Raw genomic sequence first — 16,359 nt, 5'->3', positions numbered from 1 at the left:
CAGGCACATGGCGGCCGGTGACACGCCAGTCGGCGAGGGGTCCCGTACGGGCTCCGCCGACGACCCGGTCGGCCGGGCACCCGCGGTACGGCCGTTCCTGGTCACCGCGGGCCGGGTGGCCGGCACCAGGTCGGGACCGCCGATCCCGGTCGAGACCCAGGTGGTGACGACCGCGGCCGGTGTCGGGGCGCTCGACGGGCTCTCCTTCGAGGAGCACGACATCGTCGCGCTCTGCCGCGTGCCGCAGTCGCTGGCGGAGATCGCGGCCAAGCTCCGCCTGCATCTGAACGTGGTCCGCGTGCTGGCCGAGGACCTCCAGTCCGGCGGCCATCTGTCGGTCTACGTTCCCAGCTCCGACATCGCCCAGGACATCTCCGTACTGCGAAGGGTTATCGATGGGCTCCGCACCATCCCCGACTCCAGGGGGGCATTACGTGACACCGAGTGAGCCGGCGGGCCGGGGCGCCCGCAGGACCGACTCAGGGCTGCCGACCGCCGTCCGGCCGCCGCTGCCGGTGAAGATGGTGATCGCGGGCGGCTTCGGTGTCGGCAAGACCACCACCGTCGGGTCGATCTCCGAGATCAGGCCGCTGACCACGGAGGCGGCCATCACCGAGGTCGCCGCGGGCGTGGACGACCTCAGCCACACGCCGCACAAGACGACCACCACGGTCGCCATGGACTTCGGCTGCATCACGATCGACGCGTCGCTGAAGCTGTACCTGTTCGGCACGCCGGGGCAGGACCGTTTCGGCTTCATGTGGGACGACCTGGTGGAGGGCGCGCTCGGCGGGCTCGTCATCGTCGACACCCGGCGGCTCGACGACTGCTACGCCGCCGTCGACTACTTCGAGCACAAGGCGATCCCGTTCGCCGTCGCCGTCAACGCTTTCGACGGGCACGTCGAGCACGCCATGGACGAGGTGCGCTGGGCGCTGGACATCGCCGAGCAGGTGCCGGTGTTCACCTTCGACGCGCGCGAGCGCGGTTCGGTACGGGACGCGCTGCTGGTCGTCCTGGAGCTGGCGCTGGCGCGCGCGGAGGGCTGAGCGGGGGCCGTTGTCGTACGGCCCCCGACCGTTCCCCCACCGCTCCCGCGTGGCTTCCCCCTGCTCCTTCGCGCTGCCCGGCGGTCAGCCGCCGCGGCGCACTCCCGGGGACACCACGAGCCGGTTGACCAGCCAGAACAGGCCGATCGTGGCGAGGGCGAGGCCCGCCACGAGGGTCGCCCCGCCGACGACCTTCTCGTAGTTGCGCTGGTAGAGGCCGTCGATGATGTAGCGGCCGACACCGCCGAAGCTGACGTACGCGGCGATCGACGCGGTGGAGACCACCTGGATCGCCGCGGAGCGCAGGCCGCTGAGGATCAGCGGGAGCGCGACCGGCAGTTCGACCTGGAAGAGCACGCTCGTGGTGCTCATGCCCATGCCGCGGGCCGCGTCGACCGGCGAGGGGTCGACGGTGCGCACGGCCTCGTAGGTGGTGACCAGGATCGGCGGCACCGCGAGCGCGACCAGCGGGATCATCACCGGGGTCAGGCCGATGCCGACCCAGACGGTGATCAGCACCAGCAGGCCGAAGCTGGGCAGCGCCCGCGCGGCGGTCGCGATGGCCGCCAGCGCGTTCCCGCCGCGTCCGGTGTGGCCGGTGAACATGCCGATCGGCAGTCCGATGGCGGCGGCGATGGCGAGGGCCATGAGGCTGTACTGGACGTGCTCGAACAGCCGGTGCGGGATGCCGTCGGCGCCGTGCCAGTGCGAGCCGTCGCTGAAGAAGGCGTTGACGAAGTGCAGGACGTTCATCGGGCGGCGTCCTTCAGGGTGGGCGCGGTGGGCGCGGGTCGTGAGGCGGGCTCCGCCGGTTCCGACAGCGGTACGCCCTTGCGCCTGGCCTGTCCGCCGCGCGGCATCCACGGCGTGAGCAGCATGCGGATCAGGACGAGTACGCCGTCGACCGCCATGCCCAGTACGGCGATGGAGACCACGGAGGTCACCACCAGCGGTGTGCGGTGGTAGAACATGCCGTCGGTGAGCAGATTGCCGAGCGCTCCCTGGTTGCCGATCAGGGCGCCGACGCTGACCAGGCTGATGCTGGACACGGCCGCGACCCGCAGCCCGGCGAAGATCGCGGGCACTGCGATGGGCAACTGCACCTGGAGGTAGCGGCGTCCGGGGCCGAGGCCCATGGCGGTCGCGGCGGCCATCGTCTCCTCGGGCACCGACCGGACGCCGTCCACGATCGCCGGGACCAGCAGCACGAGGCTGTAGACGGTCAGCGGGATCATCACGGTGGTCTCGGTCGCGCCGGTGTAGTCGATGAGGACGACGAAGAAGGCGAGCGACGGGATCGCGTACAGCACGGTCGTGACCCACAGGACGGGCGAGTAGATCCACTTGAAGCGGACGCAGAGCTGGGCGACCGGCAGCGCGATGAGCGTGCCGAAGAGCACCGGGAGCAGCGCCTCGCGCAAGTGCAGGCCGATCAGGCCGAGATAGGAGTGCTGGAGGTCGCTGGGGATGGTGAAGTACTCGCTCATCGGGCGGCCTTGGCAGCGGTCTCCGGGTCGGCGTCGGCCGGGTCCGCGGCCTTCGCGGCGGACCCGCCGTGCCCGCCGGACGCGGCGGTCTTCGCGGCGCCCCTGCCCGCGCCGCGTTCCGCGTGGGCGCCGCGGATGGCCTCGGCGATCGTCGTCTGCGAGGTGACGCCGACCACCCGCCCGGTGTCGTCCACGGCGACCGCCCAGCCGGTGGGCGAGAGCACCGCGCAGTCCAGCGCGTCGCGCAGCGACTCCTCGCCGAAGACGAACGGGCGCCCGTGCGGCAGCAGATCGGCGCGGTCCAGCCGGTCGGCGCCCTTGGCCGCGGCGGCGGGCTCGGTCCAGCCGATCGGCCTGCCGTCGGTGTCGGTGACCAGGAGGTACGGGGCGTCGGACGCCGCGGTGCGCTCGGCGACCTGGGCGGAGCTCGAGTCGACGGCGATGATCGGCGCGGTGGTGAGTTCGAGTCCCGCCGAGGTGAAGAAGGACAGCCGGCGGATGCCGCGGTCGGTGCCGAGGAAGTCCTCGACGAACGCGTCGGCGGGGGCGGTCAGCAGCTCGTCCGGCGGCGCGTACTGGGCGAGTTTCCCGCCGGTCCGCAGCACCGCGACCATGTCGCCGAGCTTGATGGCCTCGTCGATGTCGTGCGTGACGAAGACAATGGTCTTGCCCAACTCGGCCTGGATACGCAGCAGTTCGGCCTGGAGCCCCTTGCGGACGATCGGGTCGACCGCGGAGAAGGGCTCGTCCATCAGCAGGACGGGCGGGTCGGCGGCGAGCGCCCTGGCCACGCCGACGCGCTGCTGCTGACCGCCGGAGAGCTGGTACGGGTAGCGCTTGGCCATCGAGGCGTCCAGGCCGACGCGTTCCATCAGGTCCCTGGCGCGCTTCCTGGCCCGGTTGCGGTCCCAGCCCAGCATGCGCGGCACGGTCGCGATGTTGTCCACGATGGTGCGGTGCTGGAAGAGTCCGGCGTTCTGGATCACGTAACCCATCGACCGGCGCAGCGCGTTGACCGGCTGCGCGTGGATGTCGGCGCCGTCCAGCAGGATCCGGCCACCGCTGGGCTCGACCATCCGGTTGATCATCCGCAAGGTGGTGGTCTTCCCGCAGCCGGAGGGTCCGACCAGTACGGTGATCGAGCCGTCGGGTATGTCAAGGGAGAGTTCGTCGACCGCCACAGTGCCGTCGGGGTATCGCTTGGTCACCGAATCTATCTGTATCAAGTTCCTGATCCCCTTCGGGGCTGGGCTTGGGGGGACTGTTTCCGGCCGTCGCGCGGAAAGCCTATCCCGCACATGTGTCCGTTCCGGGGAACATCCGTCCCATGGGACGCAGGGCGGCCATCTTGACATGGGCAGGACATAGAGGTGTTCTGGTCTCGACCACGGCCCGGAGGACGGCACTTGGCCGGACCCCGCGGCCCGGCCCGGTCCCCGGACCCGGTCACCCCCCACCATCCGTCGCACAGGCGGCGTCCGAGCCGCCGGGAAGCGGAGCCATGCCCGCACACATGCCCGCGCACCTGTCCGCTCACCACGCGGTCCCCCACCGTCCGTCGCGCGTGCGTTCCTCGCGCGTCCTCGTCCTCGTGCTGTCCTGCCTGCTGCTGAGTCTGGTCCCCACGACCTTCAGGGCACAGGCCGCGACAGCGATCTGCAACACGTACTGCGACGCGCGCGATCCGGCCGCCGCGCCCTCGGAGCGCGTGCCCGTCAGCGCCTCGATCTACTCCCGCGGCATTCAACTTCATGTGGATGACAACGATGCCATGGGCTGGGCGTCCATCGGCAACGGCAGTCCGGGCGACGAGGTCTGGCTCGACCGGTCCTTCGACGGCGGCGCCACCTGGACGAACGGCAGCAAGCTCGGCGACACCGTCACGCCCGCGGCCAACAGCGGCTGGCGCACGCTGATGTACAACGTGGACGACTGGAACACCAACGGGGTCGGCGCGCTGCGCGCCTGCGGCAAGGCGGGCGACCGGCCCGAGATCGCCTGCACCCAGTGGGCCAGGTCCAACTGGAACGCCTGGAGCCAGAGCACGGCCGCCGCCACCGCGCTGATGATGAAGTGGGACCGCGGCACCGGGCTGTTCGGCGGCAACGGCTGGTGGACCGCGGCCAACGCGCTCACCTCGGTGATCGACAACATCCGCACCAGCGGCATGCCCAGCTACGGCTACGCGGTCTCGCGCACCTACGACCTCAACGTCAACGCGCGCGAGGGCCAGTTCAGGAACGACTACCTGGACGACACCGGCTGGTGGGGCCTGGCCTGGGTCGACGCGTACGACCTGACCGGCGACAGCCGCTACCTGAACACCGCCCGCGCCGACGCCGACCACATGTTCGGCTACTGGACGAGCAAGTGCGGCGGCGGAGTGCAGTGGAACGAGACGAACGCGTACAAGAACGCCATCACCAACGAGCTGTACCTCCAGCTCAACGCCGCGCTCCACAACCGGATCTCCGGTGACAGCGTCTATCTCGGGCGGGCGCGGAGCGAGTGGAGTTGGTTCCAGAGCAGCGGGATGATCAACTCCTCGCACCTGGTCAACGACGGGCTCAACGACTCCTGCGTCAACAACGGCCAGCCGACGTGGACGTACAACCAGGGCGTGATCCTCGGCGGTCTGAGCGAGCTGTACAAGGCGACCGGCGACAGCGGGCTGCTGACCACCGCGCGCACCCTCGGCAACGCCTCGACCACGTCCACCGCGGTCAACTCCGGCGGGGTGCTGCGCGAGCCGGGCGAGGGCGACTCGTGCGACAACGACGGCGCGTCGTTCAAGGGCGCGTACGTCCGGGGGCTGCGCGACCTCAACAAGCAGCTCTCCGACCGCCCGTACAGCGGGTATCTGCGCACGCAGGCGAACGCGGCGCACGCCAACGACCGCAACGCGCTGGACGTGTACGGGCCGCACTGGAACGGGCCGCTGGCCGGGACGGGTTACGGCTGCCAGCAGAGCGCGCTGGACGCGCTCACCGCGTCCGAGGCGAGCTGACGTCTCCGCCGTGAGCGTCACACGCCGCCGCCCGCCCCGGAGTCCGGGACGGGCGGCGGCTCTCTGTGCGCGGGCGCGGCCTCGGATTCGGCCTCGGATTCGGCCTCGGCCTCGGTATCGGCCTCAGCCGACCGACAGGGCGAACACGTGGAAGCCGCTGTCGTTCGGCAGCGTCACCGTGGCGACCGTCTTGGCCGGGTCGAGCGCGCCGCCCGTGGTGTACAGGCTGACGGCGTGGTCGCCGAGCGTGTCACCGGGCGGGCGGTTCCAGTTGGCCGTGGTGACCGCCAACTGGCTGTTGCCGCTGGCCGCGTTGCTGTACCAGTCGGGCAGGACGACCGCGAGGTCCGCGCTCGTGCCGTCGGTGTAGGTCACCTTGACCGTCCCGGCGTGCGTGGAGCTGATGCCCGTGCCGAGCAGGCCCAGGCGGGTGCCCTGCCCCCGCAACCGGATCACCTGTCCGGCCGCCGCCACGTTGTCGGGCTGGCCCGGCTGCGTGTCCGGCCAGGTGTACGGCAGTCCGCCCGCGGTCACCGTGGCGCCCGGCGTGTAGCCGACCGCCGCCAGTTGGGTGGCGGAGAAGCTGTAACCGGCGGGGTCGAGGGTGCCGGTACTCGGATCGCTGTCGGCGCTGATCCCCCTGTTGTTGTACGCGGCGGCCGTCGTCGCGTAGGGGACGGTGGTCGCGGCGTCCGCGGTCCTGCTCTGCCTGCCGCTGAGGTCGTACGTCGCCTTCCCCGTCAGCGTGGCCGCGCCCGGCACCGCGTTCGCGGGCGCCGTGACGACCCAGGTGGCGCTCACCGAGGAGTGCGGCGCGACCGTACGGCCGACGGCCTTGCCGGGTGCGGGCGTCGCCGTCCAGCCGGCCGGGACCTTCAGGCTCAGCGCGAGGTCGCGCACGGTCGAGTCGCCGGTGTTGGTGAAGGTCTGCTTCACCGGGTACGAGGCACCGGCGTCGGCGGTGGCGGGCACGGCGAGCGCGGTGTACTGCGCGCCGACCGTCCTGCTCACCGTCACCGCGGACGTCAGCGGGGTGTCGGCGGACGACTGGCCGACGTACAGCGGGTAACGGCCCTTGAGGACCGTCCAGTCGTGCGCGTCGGCGTCCCACGTCCGGAACGCGTCGGCGGACAGGGTCAGCCGTACGGTCTTCGTCCGGCCCGGCTTGAGCTGGACCTTGGCGAAGGTCTTCAGGGCTTTCGGCGGCTCGCCGGACCCGGCCGGGTAGCCGATGTAGAGCTGCACCACGTCGGTGCCGGTGCGGCGGCCGGTGTTGGTGACGTCCACCGAGACCCGGACCGGCTGGGTGCCGCGGGCGGTGGCCTCGACCCGGTCGTGGTCGACCGTGAGGCGGGACTGCTTGAAGGTGGTGTACGACAGGCCGTATCCGAACGGGAAGAGCGGGGTCTGGCCCTGCTGGTCGTACCAGCGGTAGCCGACGTCCAGGCGTTCGCTGTAGTCGTACACGCCGTTGACCGCGGGGTAGCGGCCCGGGGCGGCGGCGACGGCGGTCTGCGTGTCGGACTTCGGGAAGCTGACGGGCAGCCGGCCGCCGGGCTCGGCGTCGCCGGTGAGCAGCGCGGCCAGCGCGTTGCCGTCCTCCTGGCCCGGGTACCACATGTCGAGCACGGCGGGGACGTCGGCGAGCCACGGCATGAGCACCGGCGCCCCGGCCCTGACGACCACGACGGTACGGGGGTTGGCGGCGGCGACCGCGCGGATCAGGTCGTCCTCGTTGCCGGGGAGCGCCAGCGTCGTACGGTCGGAGCCCTCGCTGGAGGAGTCGCCGACCACGACGACGGCCGCGTCGGCCTTGGCGGCGGCGTCGGCCGCGGCCTGGATGGTCGGGTCGGGCAGTCCTGCCCCGGACCAGCCGATGGTCACCGAGGCGTTCTGGGCGCTGTCGTAGTACTCCACGCGCAGGCTGTGCGGCTCGCCCGCGGTGAGCTGGACGGGCGCGCTCTTGACCGTACTGGCCGCGTGGTCGGACCAGTTGTCGACGATGAGCTGTCCGTCGAGGTAGATCCGGCTGCCGTCGTCGCTGGTCGCGGAGAAGGTGTACGCGGCCGTGGCGGGCGCGGTGACCGTGCCGGTCCAGCGGGCGGAGAAGTTGTCGACGGGGATGCCGTCGGCCGGGGAGCCGAGGACCCAGTCGAAGTCGATGTCCGGGTCGTCGCGGGTGACCGCGGGCGTCCCGGAGAGCGTCTTGTTCGCGAAGTACTCGCCCTTGAGGCCGGTGAGCGCGGAGGCCGGGATCGCCGGGAAGCCTCCGGCGCCGCCCGCCTTCACCGAGGTGACGTCGACTCCGCTGCCCAGCCTGGCCTTCAGCCCCGAGACCGGGTCGACCTTCTTGTACGGGGTGACCGCGGAGCTGCCTCCGCCGCCGGTGACCGCGGTCTCGGCGTTCGGGCCGATGACGGCCAGGGACTTCAGCTTCCTGGTGTCCAGCGGCAGGGTGCTGCCGCTGTTCTTCAGCAGGACGCTGCCGTCCTCGGCCGCCTTGCGCGCGAAGGCGCTGTCGGCCTCGTAGTCGACGGTGGTGGGGGTCTTGGCCTCGAACTGCCCGGTGCGGAACTCCAGTCGCAGGATGCGGCGGGCCGCGTCGTCCAGGACGGACTGCGGCACCTGGCCGGCCGCGACGGCCGCCGGGAGCTGCTGGAAGTAGGTGGTGCCGCTGAACTCCTGGTCGAGACCGGCCAGCGCGGAGGCCACGGTGCTGTGGTTGGCCGGGTAGTCGGTGTCGACGACGCCGTCGTACTTCCAGGTGTCGATCAGGATGTCGCGCAGGATCTGCGCGTTCTCGCAGGCGTAGGTGCCGTTGACCTTGTTGTAGGCGCACATCAGGGACCAGACGTGGGCGTCCTTGACGGCCTTCTCGAAGGCGGGCAGGTAGATCTCGTGCAGCGTGCGCTCGTCGATGTTCGAGCTGGTCGTCGTGCGGCCGTTCTCCTGGTTGTTGCCCGCGTAGTGCTTGACCTGCGCGGCGACGCCCTGCTTCTGGATGCCGTCGATCTCGGACGCGCCGATGTCACCGGCCAGCGCCGGGTCCTCGCCGAAGGTCTCGAAGTCGCGCCCGCCGAGCGGGGTGCGCACGATGTTCACCATGGGGCCGTAGATGACCTGGTAGCCGCGGGACTTGGCCTCCGAGCCCATCACCGTGCCGTACCGCCTGGCGAGTTCGGTGTCGAAGGACGCGGCCAGCGAGACCGGGGACGGCAGCGCGGTGGCGGGCTGCCCGTCGCGTACGCCGCCGGGTCCGTCGGTGAACTGCGTGCCGGGGATGCCGAGGCGGTCGATGCCCGGTATGTAGCCGGTGGCGTGCGACCCGCTCGGCACGCCCACCGCCGTCATGAGCGTGGCCTTCTCGGTGTTGGTCATCTGCCCGAGCAGCAGGTCGATCCGTTTCTCCAGCGGGAGCCGGGAGTCGAGCCAGGGCCGCTGCCCGGCTCCGGCGGGCCCGGTGCTGCCGGACGCGGGTCCTGCCAGCGCCAGCGGTACGGCGAGGGCGGTGACAGCGGCTGCTGCGACCGCGAGACGAGCCATGCGCATACGTTCTCCAAAGGGGCGTCATTGCCGGCGAATTCAGGAGGTGAACGCAAACGCCTCGAAGTCTGCGCTCACCCAGAAAGAGCGTCAAGAACATGAACACGACACGCTGTTCTGAACGCGCCGACCCTTCGGATCCCGGCGTCCGTCCCGGTTCCGGCGGCCGGGACGGGGCGGGGCCTTCCCTGGCGGCGGGGCCTTCCTTGGGGGCAGGGCCTTCCTTGGTGGCAGGGCCTTCCGCGGCGGCACGGTCTTCCGCGGTGGCGGGGGTCACAGGGGGCAGGGTGGCTCCGGAGCGGGGCGCGGGGGATCATGGGTGCGGACGACGGGCGGGCGAGCGGAGGTACGGGCGTGACGGCGGCGTTGGTGGTGCAGCACGGGGCATCCGGAGGGCCCGGCCGATGGGAGGGCTGGCTCGGCGAGGGCGGCGTCGGCGTGGACGTGGTCGCCGCGTACGACGGCGAGAAGGTGCCCGAGCGGCTGGGGCGGCGCCCCCTGATCGTGCTCGGCGGCGGCTATCTGCCCGACGACGACGAGCGGGCCCCGTGGCTGGCGGCCACGCGCGAGCTGGTGCGGCAGGCGCTGGAGGCCGGCACACCGGTGTTCGGGATCTGCCTGGGCGGCCAGATGCTGGCGCAGGTCGCGGGCGGCGCGGTGCGCGGCGAGCACGGGCGGCCCGAATTCGGCAGCACGACCTTGACGCTGCGTCAGGAGGCCGCGGACGACCCGCTGTTCACCGGGCTGCCCGAGCATCCCACCGCGATCGAGAACCATGTGGACGCCATCGTCGAACTCCCCGACGGCGCGCGGTGGCTGGCCGAGAGCGAGCGCTGCCCGTACCAGGCGTTCCGGGTCGGCGAGAACGCCTGGGGCGTCCAGTTCCACCCGGAGACCACGGCGGACCGCATCCGCGGGTGGAACGTCGAACGCCTGCGGCGGCACGGCGTGGACCGCGACGAGCTGCACCGCGCCGCCGTGCGGGACGACGCGGCCGCGGCCGACGTATGGCGTCAGGTGGCGTTGCGCTTCGCCGCCGTCGCGTCGGCGGCGTGATCACCTCGCGCGGGTGAGCGCGGGGGAACGCGGTCACGCCGCGTACCGCACGACGGCCCCTGTGCCGTGCCGGGCGGCGGGCCTTGCCGCGGGGCGCTTCACAGGGTCCGTGCGGATGTCACTCCACGCGGCGTAGATCCTCGGCCCACTCCAGTGACACGAGCACCGTCTCGACCCTGGAGCGCAGCCCCAGCTTCCGGGTGATGCTCGTCAGATGCGCCTTCACGGTGCGCTCGGCGATACCGAGCCGGGAGGCGAGTGCCCTGTTGCCCTCGCCGAAGCCCATGACGCTCAGTACCTCGCGCTCGCGGGGGGTGAGGGTGCTGAGCGCCGAGCGCTCCAGTGGCGCGAGACCCGCGCCGCCACCCCGTCCCCTGTCGAACCGACTCAATCCTTGACGGTCAGTAAGAAGCTTGTCCCCGTACACGCTACTCCCCAACTCCCAATGAAGACCTTCAACGCAGAAGGTGCCGAATGGGCTGAACACGCCAATCGCCCGACCGAATTTGACCGTTCATATCGTCACTCCCTTCGCCGGGCTTCATGAGCTCGCGGTGATCGGCCGGATTTTGACGCTCCGCCCACTCCCCGACAGTAAACAACGGGGGCTGTCCGCCGCCCGGTTCAGGCGAGGCAATCACGTGACCTACGCCACATCCGTGACACCCCGATCCAGGTTTAGCAGCGGCGATGCGTCAACTCCCCAGGCCAGAGGGGCAGTTGTGTGACATGGTTGAAAGCCGGGCGCAATTCGCGCGGGAGCGCTCCCGCTTCCCATTGACGCTCCGTCAGCCCGGTGGACGCGCGTGCCGGCGGCACATGTCCGGTCATTCGACACGCGGGCATTCGGCACCCGCGAATCGGCGCCGCGCGCGCTCATACGATTGCGCGTGGCACCGAAGCCGCTTCGAGGCCGCTTCGATGTCGCTTCGAAGCCGCGCGCATAGGGATATCCCTACGGATTTCCGGCGGGCCTTACTTCCTGTGAGCGCACTGTGCAGACTCCCACCCGGGGTGCCACCCACGCCACCCGCCTTCCGACCCTCCGCCGTCGGCTCATCCGCCTACCCCACAAGAGGATCCGATGAGAAACAGACTTCTGTCCCTGGTCGCCGCCGCGGGCGTCCTCGTCGCGGGCGGCGCGGTCGCCGCGGCGCCCGCGCAGGCCGCACCACCCCCACGGACCGCCCCCCACGCCGCACCGGCCGCCTGCACCCCCACCCAGGTGATCGCCAACGGCGGTTTCGAGTCCGGCAGTTCACCCTGGACGAGCTCCACCGGAGTGATCACCACCGGCGGCGGGCAGAGCGCGCACGCGGGCACCCAGTTCGCCTGGCTGAACGGGTACGGCTCCACGCACACCGAGAGCCTGTCGCAGGCCGTCACGATCCCCGCCGGGTGCTCGGCCGCCAGCCTGACCTTCTGGCTGCACATCGACACCGCGGAGACCACGACCACCACCGCCTACGACAAGCTGACCGCGAAGATCGGCAGCACCACGCTGGCGACGTACTCCAACCTCGACGCGGCCACCGGCTATGTGCAGCGGACCGTCGACGTGTCCGCGTTCGTCGGGCAGAGCGTCACCCTGGCCTTCACCGGCACCGAGGACTCCGGCCTCCAGACCAGCTTCGTCCTGGACGACATCGCGCTGAACACCTCGGGCGACACCACACCGCCCCCGGCGGCCGACGCGACCCGTACGCCCGCGGCGCCCGCGTACACCGTCAGCCTGACCAGCGACACGACCGGCGGCACCTGGAACGGCCACGAGAGCGTGAACTTCACCAACGCCTCAGCCACGCCGCTCACCGAGGTGTACCTGCGGCTGTGGGACAACTACCACGGCAGTTGCCCGACGACGCCGATCACCGTCACCAACGTGACCGGCGGCACCGCGTCCGCCCTGACGGTCAACTGCACCGCGCTGAAGGTGACGTTGCCCGCGGCGCTGGCCCAGGGGCAGAGCGGCACCGTCGGGTTCGACCTGAAGATCGTGGTGCCCAGCGGGGCCGACCGGTTCGGCAAGGACGGCTCCTTCAGCTTCATCGGCAACGCGCTGCCGGTGCTGGCGATCCGGGACGCGGCGGGCTGGCACCTCGACCCGTACACCAACAACGGCGAGGCGTTCTACTCGCTGGCCGCCGACTTCTCGGTGACGCTCGACCACCCGACGGGCATCTCCGTCCCGGCGACCGGCACCTCGGTGGACACCCCCGGCGCCTCCGGCCGCACCGTCACCAAGGCGACGGCGAGCAAGGTCCGCGACTTCGCCTGGGCCGCGGGCCCGTTCAGCAAGGTCTCCGGTACGTCGCCGGGCGGCGTGAAGGTGAACGTGTACGCGGTGAGCGGCATCAGCACCGCCAACTCCGACTCCATGCTGACCGTTTCGGAGAACGCGGTGGACGCGCACGCGGGCCGCTTCGGCGCCTACCCGTACAGCGAGATCGACGCGGTGCTGGACAACAACTTCTGGTTCGGCGGGATGGAGTACCCGGGCTTCGTGCTCGACCTGGTCGACACCACCGCGCTGACCCACGAGATCGGGCACCAGTGGTGGTACGGGATCGTCGGCGACGACGAGTACAACAGCCCCTGGCTGGACGAGTCGTTCGCGGACTACTCCACCGACCTGGCGCTCGGCAAGACCGGCGCGAGCTGCTGGAACAGCGTCTCCTGGGCGTCCTCCGCCGAGAAGATCACCAACTCGATGGCGTACTGGGACGCGCACTCCTCGCGCTACGGCACGGTCGTCTACAACTACGGCAAGTGCGCCCTGCACGACCTGCGGCGCCTCATCGGTGACACCGCGATGACCCAACTCCTGCGCGGCTACGCGCAGTCGCACTGGTACGGCGTCTCCACCACCGCGGAGTTCAAGGCCGCGGCCCAGGCGGCGACCACGGTCGACCTGACGTCCTTCTGGACGCAGCACCGGATCGACGGCTAGGGCCTGTCCGGCGGATCAACGCCCGGGGCCGCGCCACCGGCCCCGGGCCGCCGGCCCTCAAGGCCGAGGGGCCGGGTCCGGGTCCAGGCCCGGCCAGGACCCGGCCCCTCACTTCTCGCCCCCGTCCGGGAGCCGCGGCGGTTCCCGGACGGGGTGCCCCACACGCGACGCCTCCGACGACCGTCACGCCTTCTTGACAGGTGCACGATCGAAGCTGATGATCGGGGCCCACGCCGTGTCGGGAGGGCCCCGGGCATGACAGAAGCGACGCGTTCCGCAGGCAGGACCGCCGCCCGCCCCACCCCCACGAGGCGGGCTGCGGTCCGCAGCCGCGCCGCGCTGATGACCGCCGCGCGGGCCGCACTCGGCGGCGGCGCCGGTGTCCTGCTCACCGGCCCCGCCGGAATCGGCCGCAGCACCCTGCTGACAGCGCTGGCCGACGAACACGCCGCGGCCGGCCACCGCGTCCTGCGCTGCGCGCCCTCCCCCGCCGAGCGGCACCTGCCGTACGTCGGCCTCATCGACCTGCTGTCCGACATCGGGGACACCGCCTTCGCCGACCTCCCGCCGCCGGAACGCGACGCGCTGCGCGCCGCCCTGCGCCGCCCGCCCGCAGCGGCCGGGGCCGCTCCCCCCGACCCGCTCACCCTGCGCCTGGCCCTGCTCCGCCTGCTCACCACGCTCTGCGCCCGCTCCCCCGTCCTGCTGGCCGTGGACGACGTCCAGTGGCTCGACGCACCGACCGCCGCCCTCCTCGCCTTCGCCACCCGCCGCGCCGCCCGCCTGCCGCTGACCACCGCCGTCGCCCTCCGCGCGGACGGCGCCGCGTGGACGGGAGCCGAAGGGGCCGCGGTGCTGGACGTGCCGCCGATGACCGAGCGGGAGGTGGCCGAACTGCTCGGCGGGCGCGCGGTGGCGGCCCGCGTGCACGCCGAGAGCGGCGGAAACCCTTACGTGGCGCTGGAGTTGACCCGCGCGCTCGGCGAGGGCGATACGGCGGGGCCGCTCCCCGTACCCCGTTCGCTGCGCGAGTCGCTGCTCGGCCGGGTGTCAGGTCTCACGGCCGGGGCTCGGACCACGGTGCTCGCCGCGAGCGCCGCCGAGCGGCCGACCGTACGGCTGTTGCGCCGGGCGGGGCGGGAGAACGCGGTGGCCGAACTGGCCGAGGCGGTACGGCAGGGGGTCGTGGAGCCGGTGCCGGACGGCGGGGCGGTGCGCTTCGTACCGCCGCTGCTGGCGCGGGTGGTGTACGAGGACGCGGAGCCCGACGAGCGGCGGCGGGTGCACACGGCGCTCGCGGCGGCGGCCGGTGATCCGGTCGAACGGGCCCACCACCTGGCCTCGTTGACGCCCGGCTGGGACGCGGAGGTGGCCGCCGCGCTGTCGGCGGCGGCGACCGCGGCGCGCCGCCGGGGCTCCCCCGCGACCGCGGCGAGACTCGGGCGGCTCGCGGCCGACCGCACTCCGCCGGGGGACGCGGCGGCCGAGACCGACCGGCTGCTGACGGCGGCGGAGGACGCGGTCGCGGCGGGCGACTACCCGCTGGCCCGCCGTATCGCGCACGAGGTGCTGCACGAACCGCCGGCCGAACCGGGCAGGCCCGCGGACCGGGTCAGGGCGTGGATGGTCATCGTGGACTCGTGCGGCCAGGCGATGGCCGAAGTGGCGGACGTCTTCCCGCAGGCGCTCGAGGACGCGCGGGACGACCCGCGGCTGCTGGCCCAGTTGCACCACCGGATGAGCTGGCGGGCCTGGATGGTGGAGGGCACGGCGGTCAAGGCCCATACGCACGCGGCGCGTTCGGCCGTACTGGCCAGGAGCGCGGGCGACCGCCGCACCGAACTGTCGGCGCTCAGCCAGCAGGCGGCCGTCGAGTTCTACCTCGGCCGCCCGGAGGCCGAGGACACCCTGGCCGCCGCGCTGGCGGGGCCGCAGGACCCGCGCGTGCTCTTCGACCACAACGGCCCGGTCTTCCTCAAGCACCGCCGCCATCTGCTGCACGACCGGCTGGACGACGCGCGGACCGAACTGCGGGCGCTGGTCTACACGGTACGGCGGCGCGGCTCGGCCGAGAGCCTGTGCCAGTGCCTGTCGGGCCTCGCCCAGGTGGAGATCCTGCGGGGCCGCTGCGAACGCGCCCTCGACCTGGCCCACCAGAGCCTGCGGATCGCGGAACAGGGCGGCCTGAGCCAGGGCCCCGCCTGGTACGCGGTCGCGCTCGCGGAGGCGGCGGGCGGCGGTACGGAACGGGCGCTGGCCGCCGCCGACCGGGCCAGACGGCACAGCGAGGACGACGACGACCAGCTCTTCCTGCCCAGGGCGCTGCACGCGGAGGGCCATGTGCGGCTGCTGCGCGGCGAGACGGCCGCGGCCGTGCACGCGCTCCAGCGGGCCAGGCTGCTGGAGACGGGACAGGGGCAGGGCGATCCGGCGATGCGCCGCTGGCAGGCGGACCTCGCCGAAGCACTGGTCAGGTCGGGCGCCACCGACGAGGCCGCCGACCTGGTCGCCGCGACCCGCGCGCAGGCCGCCCGGCTCGGCCGCCGCGGGCTGCTCGCCGTGCTCGACAGGGCCGCCGCGCTGGTCACCGAGGCGCGCGGCGACTCGGACGCGGCGGTGGCCCAACTCGGCGCGGCCGTCACCACGTTGACCGCGCTGCCGTATCCGCTGGAGGAGGGCAGGGCGCGGCTGGCGCTGGGACGGCTGCACGCCAGGCGCGGCGATCCGCGGGCGGCGCGGGCCGCGCTCGACGCGGCGGCGCGGGTCTTCCGCGCGGCCCGCGCGCACCCGTGGCTGGCGCTGACCGACGCCGAGGCCGACCGCGTCGACCGCGATGACCGGCTCGACCGGCTCGGCGGGTACGACCGCGTCGACCCGCCGGGCCGTGCGCACGACCGGGCCGCGCCGCTCACCGCGCTCAGCGACGCCGAGCGCCGGGTCGCCGCGCTGGCGGCGCGCGGCGCGAGCAACCGGGAGATCGCCGCGACCCTGGTGATCAGCGTCAAGACCGTCGAGGCCGCCCTCACCCGCGCCTACCGCAAGCTCAGCGTCCGCTCCCGCGTCGATCTGGCCAGGGTCGCCCTCGACCACCCGGCCGCCGACCGCCACGAGGTCTGACGGCGAGCGTGCGTACGTGACGCGGACACGGCCTCGCGGCACGTGCGGACGTACCGACGTACCGACGTACGGCCCTACGGACCCGCGGACCCGCGGACTTGGGGGAGAACGCCGAGGGGCGCCCCGCCCGGTCGGCGGAACACCCCTTCG

Annotated in this window: 11 protein-coding genes; 6 read left to right on the top strand and 5 right to left on the bottom strand. The window is 72.4% G+C overall.

Features of this window, described 5'->3' with window-relative positions; genetic code table 11:
- The first annotated feature begins 7 nt into the window (after nt 1-7).
- Both ACZ4EF_RS21965 and ACZ4EF_RS21960 read left to right on the top strand, forming a co-directional pair.
- Entirely contained in the window at nt 8-448 is a 441-nt protein-coding gene (locus ACZ4EF_RS21965; protein WP_188280651.1) for a DUF742 domain-containing protein, read from the top strand.
- Nucleotides 435-1,049, top strand: coding sequence for a GTP-binding protein (locus tag ACZ4EF_RS21960; RefSeq protein WP_401723706.1), 615 nt, complete (start codon nt 435-437; stop codon nt 1,047-1,049). Before ACZ4EF_RS21965 ends, ACZ4EF_RS21960 begins: the two co-directional genes overlap by 14 nt.
- A gap of 84 nt (nt 1,050-1,133) precedes the next feature.
- On the opposite strand, the gene ACZ4EF_RS21955 is transcribed toward ACZ4EF_RS21960, so the two are convergent.
- Genes ACZ4EF_RS21955 through ACZ4EF_RS21945 form a run of 3 tightly spaced genes read right to left on the bottom strand, consistent with a single transcriptional unit; the run spans nt 1,134 to nt 3,762 of the window.
- Complete coding sequence (locus ACZ4EF_RS21955) at nt 1,134-1,802, bottom strand: ABC transporter permease (RefSeq protein WP_391122545.1); 669 nt, start codon at nt 1,800-1,802, stop codon at nt 1,134-1,136.
- Entirely contained in the window at nt 1,799-2,536 is a 738-nt protein-coding gene (locus tag ACZ4EF_RS21950) for an ABC transporter permease (RefSeq protein WP_355344354.1), read from the bottom strand. Before ACZ4EF_RS21950 ends, ACZ4EF_RS21955 begins: the two co-directional genes overlap by 4 nt.
- Nucleotides 2,533-3,762 (bottom strand): ABC transporter ATP-binding protein, encoded by a 1,230-nt coding sequence (locus ACZ4EF_RS21945; RefSeq protein WP_391044466.1) that lies wholly within the window; start codon nt 3,760-3,762, stop codon nt 2,533-2,535. The genes ACZ4EF_RS21950 and ACZ4EF_RS21945 overlap by 4 nt, the downstream gene beginning before the upstream one ends.
- 287 nt (nt 3,763-4,049) lie before the next feature.
- On the opposite strand from ACZ4EF_RS21945, the gene ACZ4EF_RS21940 reads away from it, so the two are divergent.
- Nucleotides 4,050-5,543: a glycoside hydrolase family 76 protein gene (locus ACZ4EF_RS21940; RefSeq protein WP_467506153.1), complete on the top strand. Its 1,494-nt coding sequence runs from the start codon at nt 4,050-4,052 to the stop codon at nt 5,541-5,543.
- Between the two features lie 123 nt (nt 5,544-5,666).
- Here ACZ4EF_RS21940 and ACZ4EF_RS21935 read toward each other — a convergent pair whose 3' ends face one another.
- The gene (locus ACZ4EF_RS21935; protein ID WP_467506130.1) at nt 5,667-9,086 is read right to left on the bottom strand and encodes a glycoside hydrolase family 3 C-terminal domain-containing protein; all 3,420 of its coding nucleotides are present in this window, start codon (nt 9,084-9,086) and stop codon (nt 5,667-5,669) included.
- A gap of 354 nt (nt 9,087-9,440) precedes the next feature.
- On the opposite strand from ACZ4EF_RS21935, the gene ACZ4EF_RS21930 reads away from it, so the two are divergent.
- Nucleotides 9,441-10,142, top strand: a complete 702-nt coding sequence (locus tag ACZ4EF_RS21930; RefSeq protein ID WP_467506128.1) for a type 1 glutamine amidotransferase — start codon at nt 9,441-9,443, stop codon at nt 10,140-10,142.
- Between the two features lie 118 nt (nt 10,143-10,260).
- On the opposite strand, the gene ACZ4EF_RS21925 is transcribed toward ACZ4EF_RS21930, so the two are convergent.
- The gene (locus tag ACZ4EF_RS21925) at nt 10,261-10,533 is read right to left on the bottom strand and encodes a helix-turn-helix domain-containing protein (protein ID WP_355344366.1); all 273 of its coding nucleotides are present in this window, start codon (nt 10,531-10,533) and stop codon (nt 10,261-10,263) included.
- Nucleotides 10,534-11,226: 693 nt separating this feature from the next.
- Between ACZ4EF_RS21925 and ACZ4EF_RS21920 the strand changes: the two genes are divergently transcribed.
- A complete protein-coding gene (locus ACZ4EF_RS21920; RefSeq protein WP_467506126.1) occupies nt 11,227-13,092 on the top strand; it encodes a M1 family aminopeptidase in 1,866 nt (621 codons plus the stop codon).
- Between the two features lie 255 nt (nt 13,093-13,347).
- Nucleotides 13,348-16,209 carry a helix-turn-helix transcriptional regulator gene (locus ACZ4EF_RS21915; protein ID WP_467506125.1) on the top strand — a complete coding sequence of 954 codons (2,862 nt, stop codon included), beginning with the start codon at nt 13,348-13,350 and terminating at the stop codon, nt 16,207-16,209.
- The last annotated feature ends 150 nt before the right edge of the window (nt 16,210-16,359 follow it).

The sequence above is a fragment of the Streptomyces sp. NPDC025721 genome, from assembly GCF_055558595.1.
The sequence above is the reverse complement of the archived record's forward strand: the minus strand, read 5'-3'. Positions and strand labels throughout refer to the sequence as shown.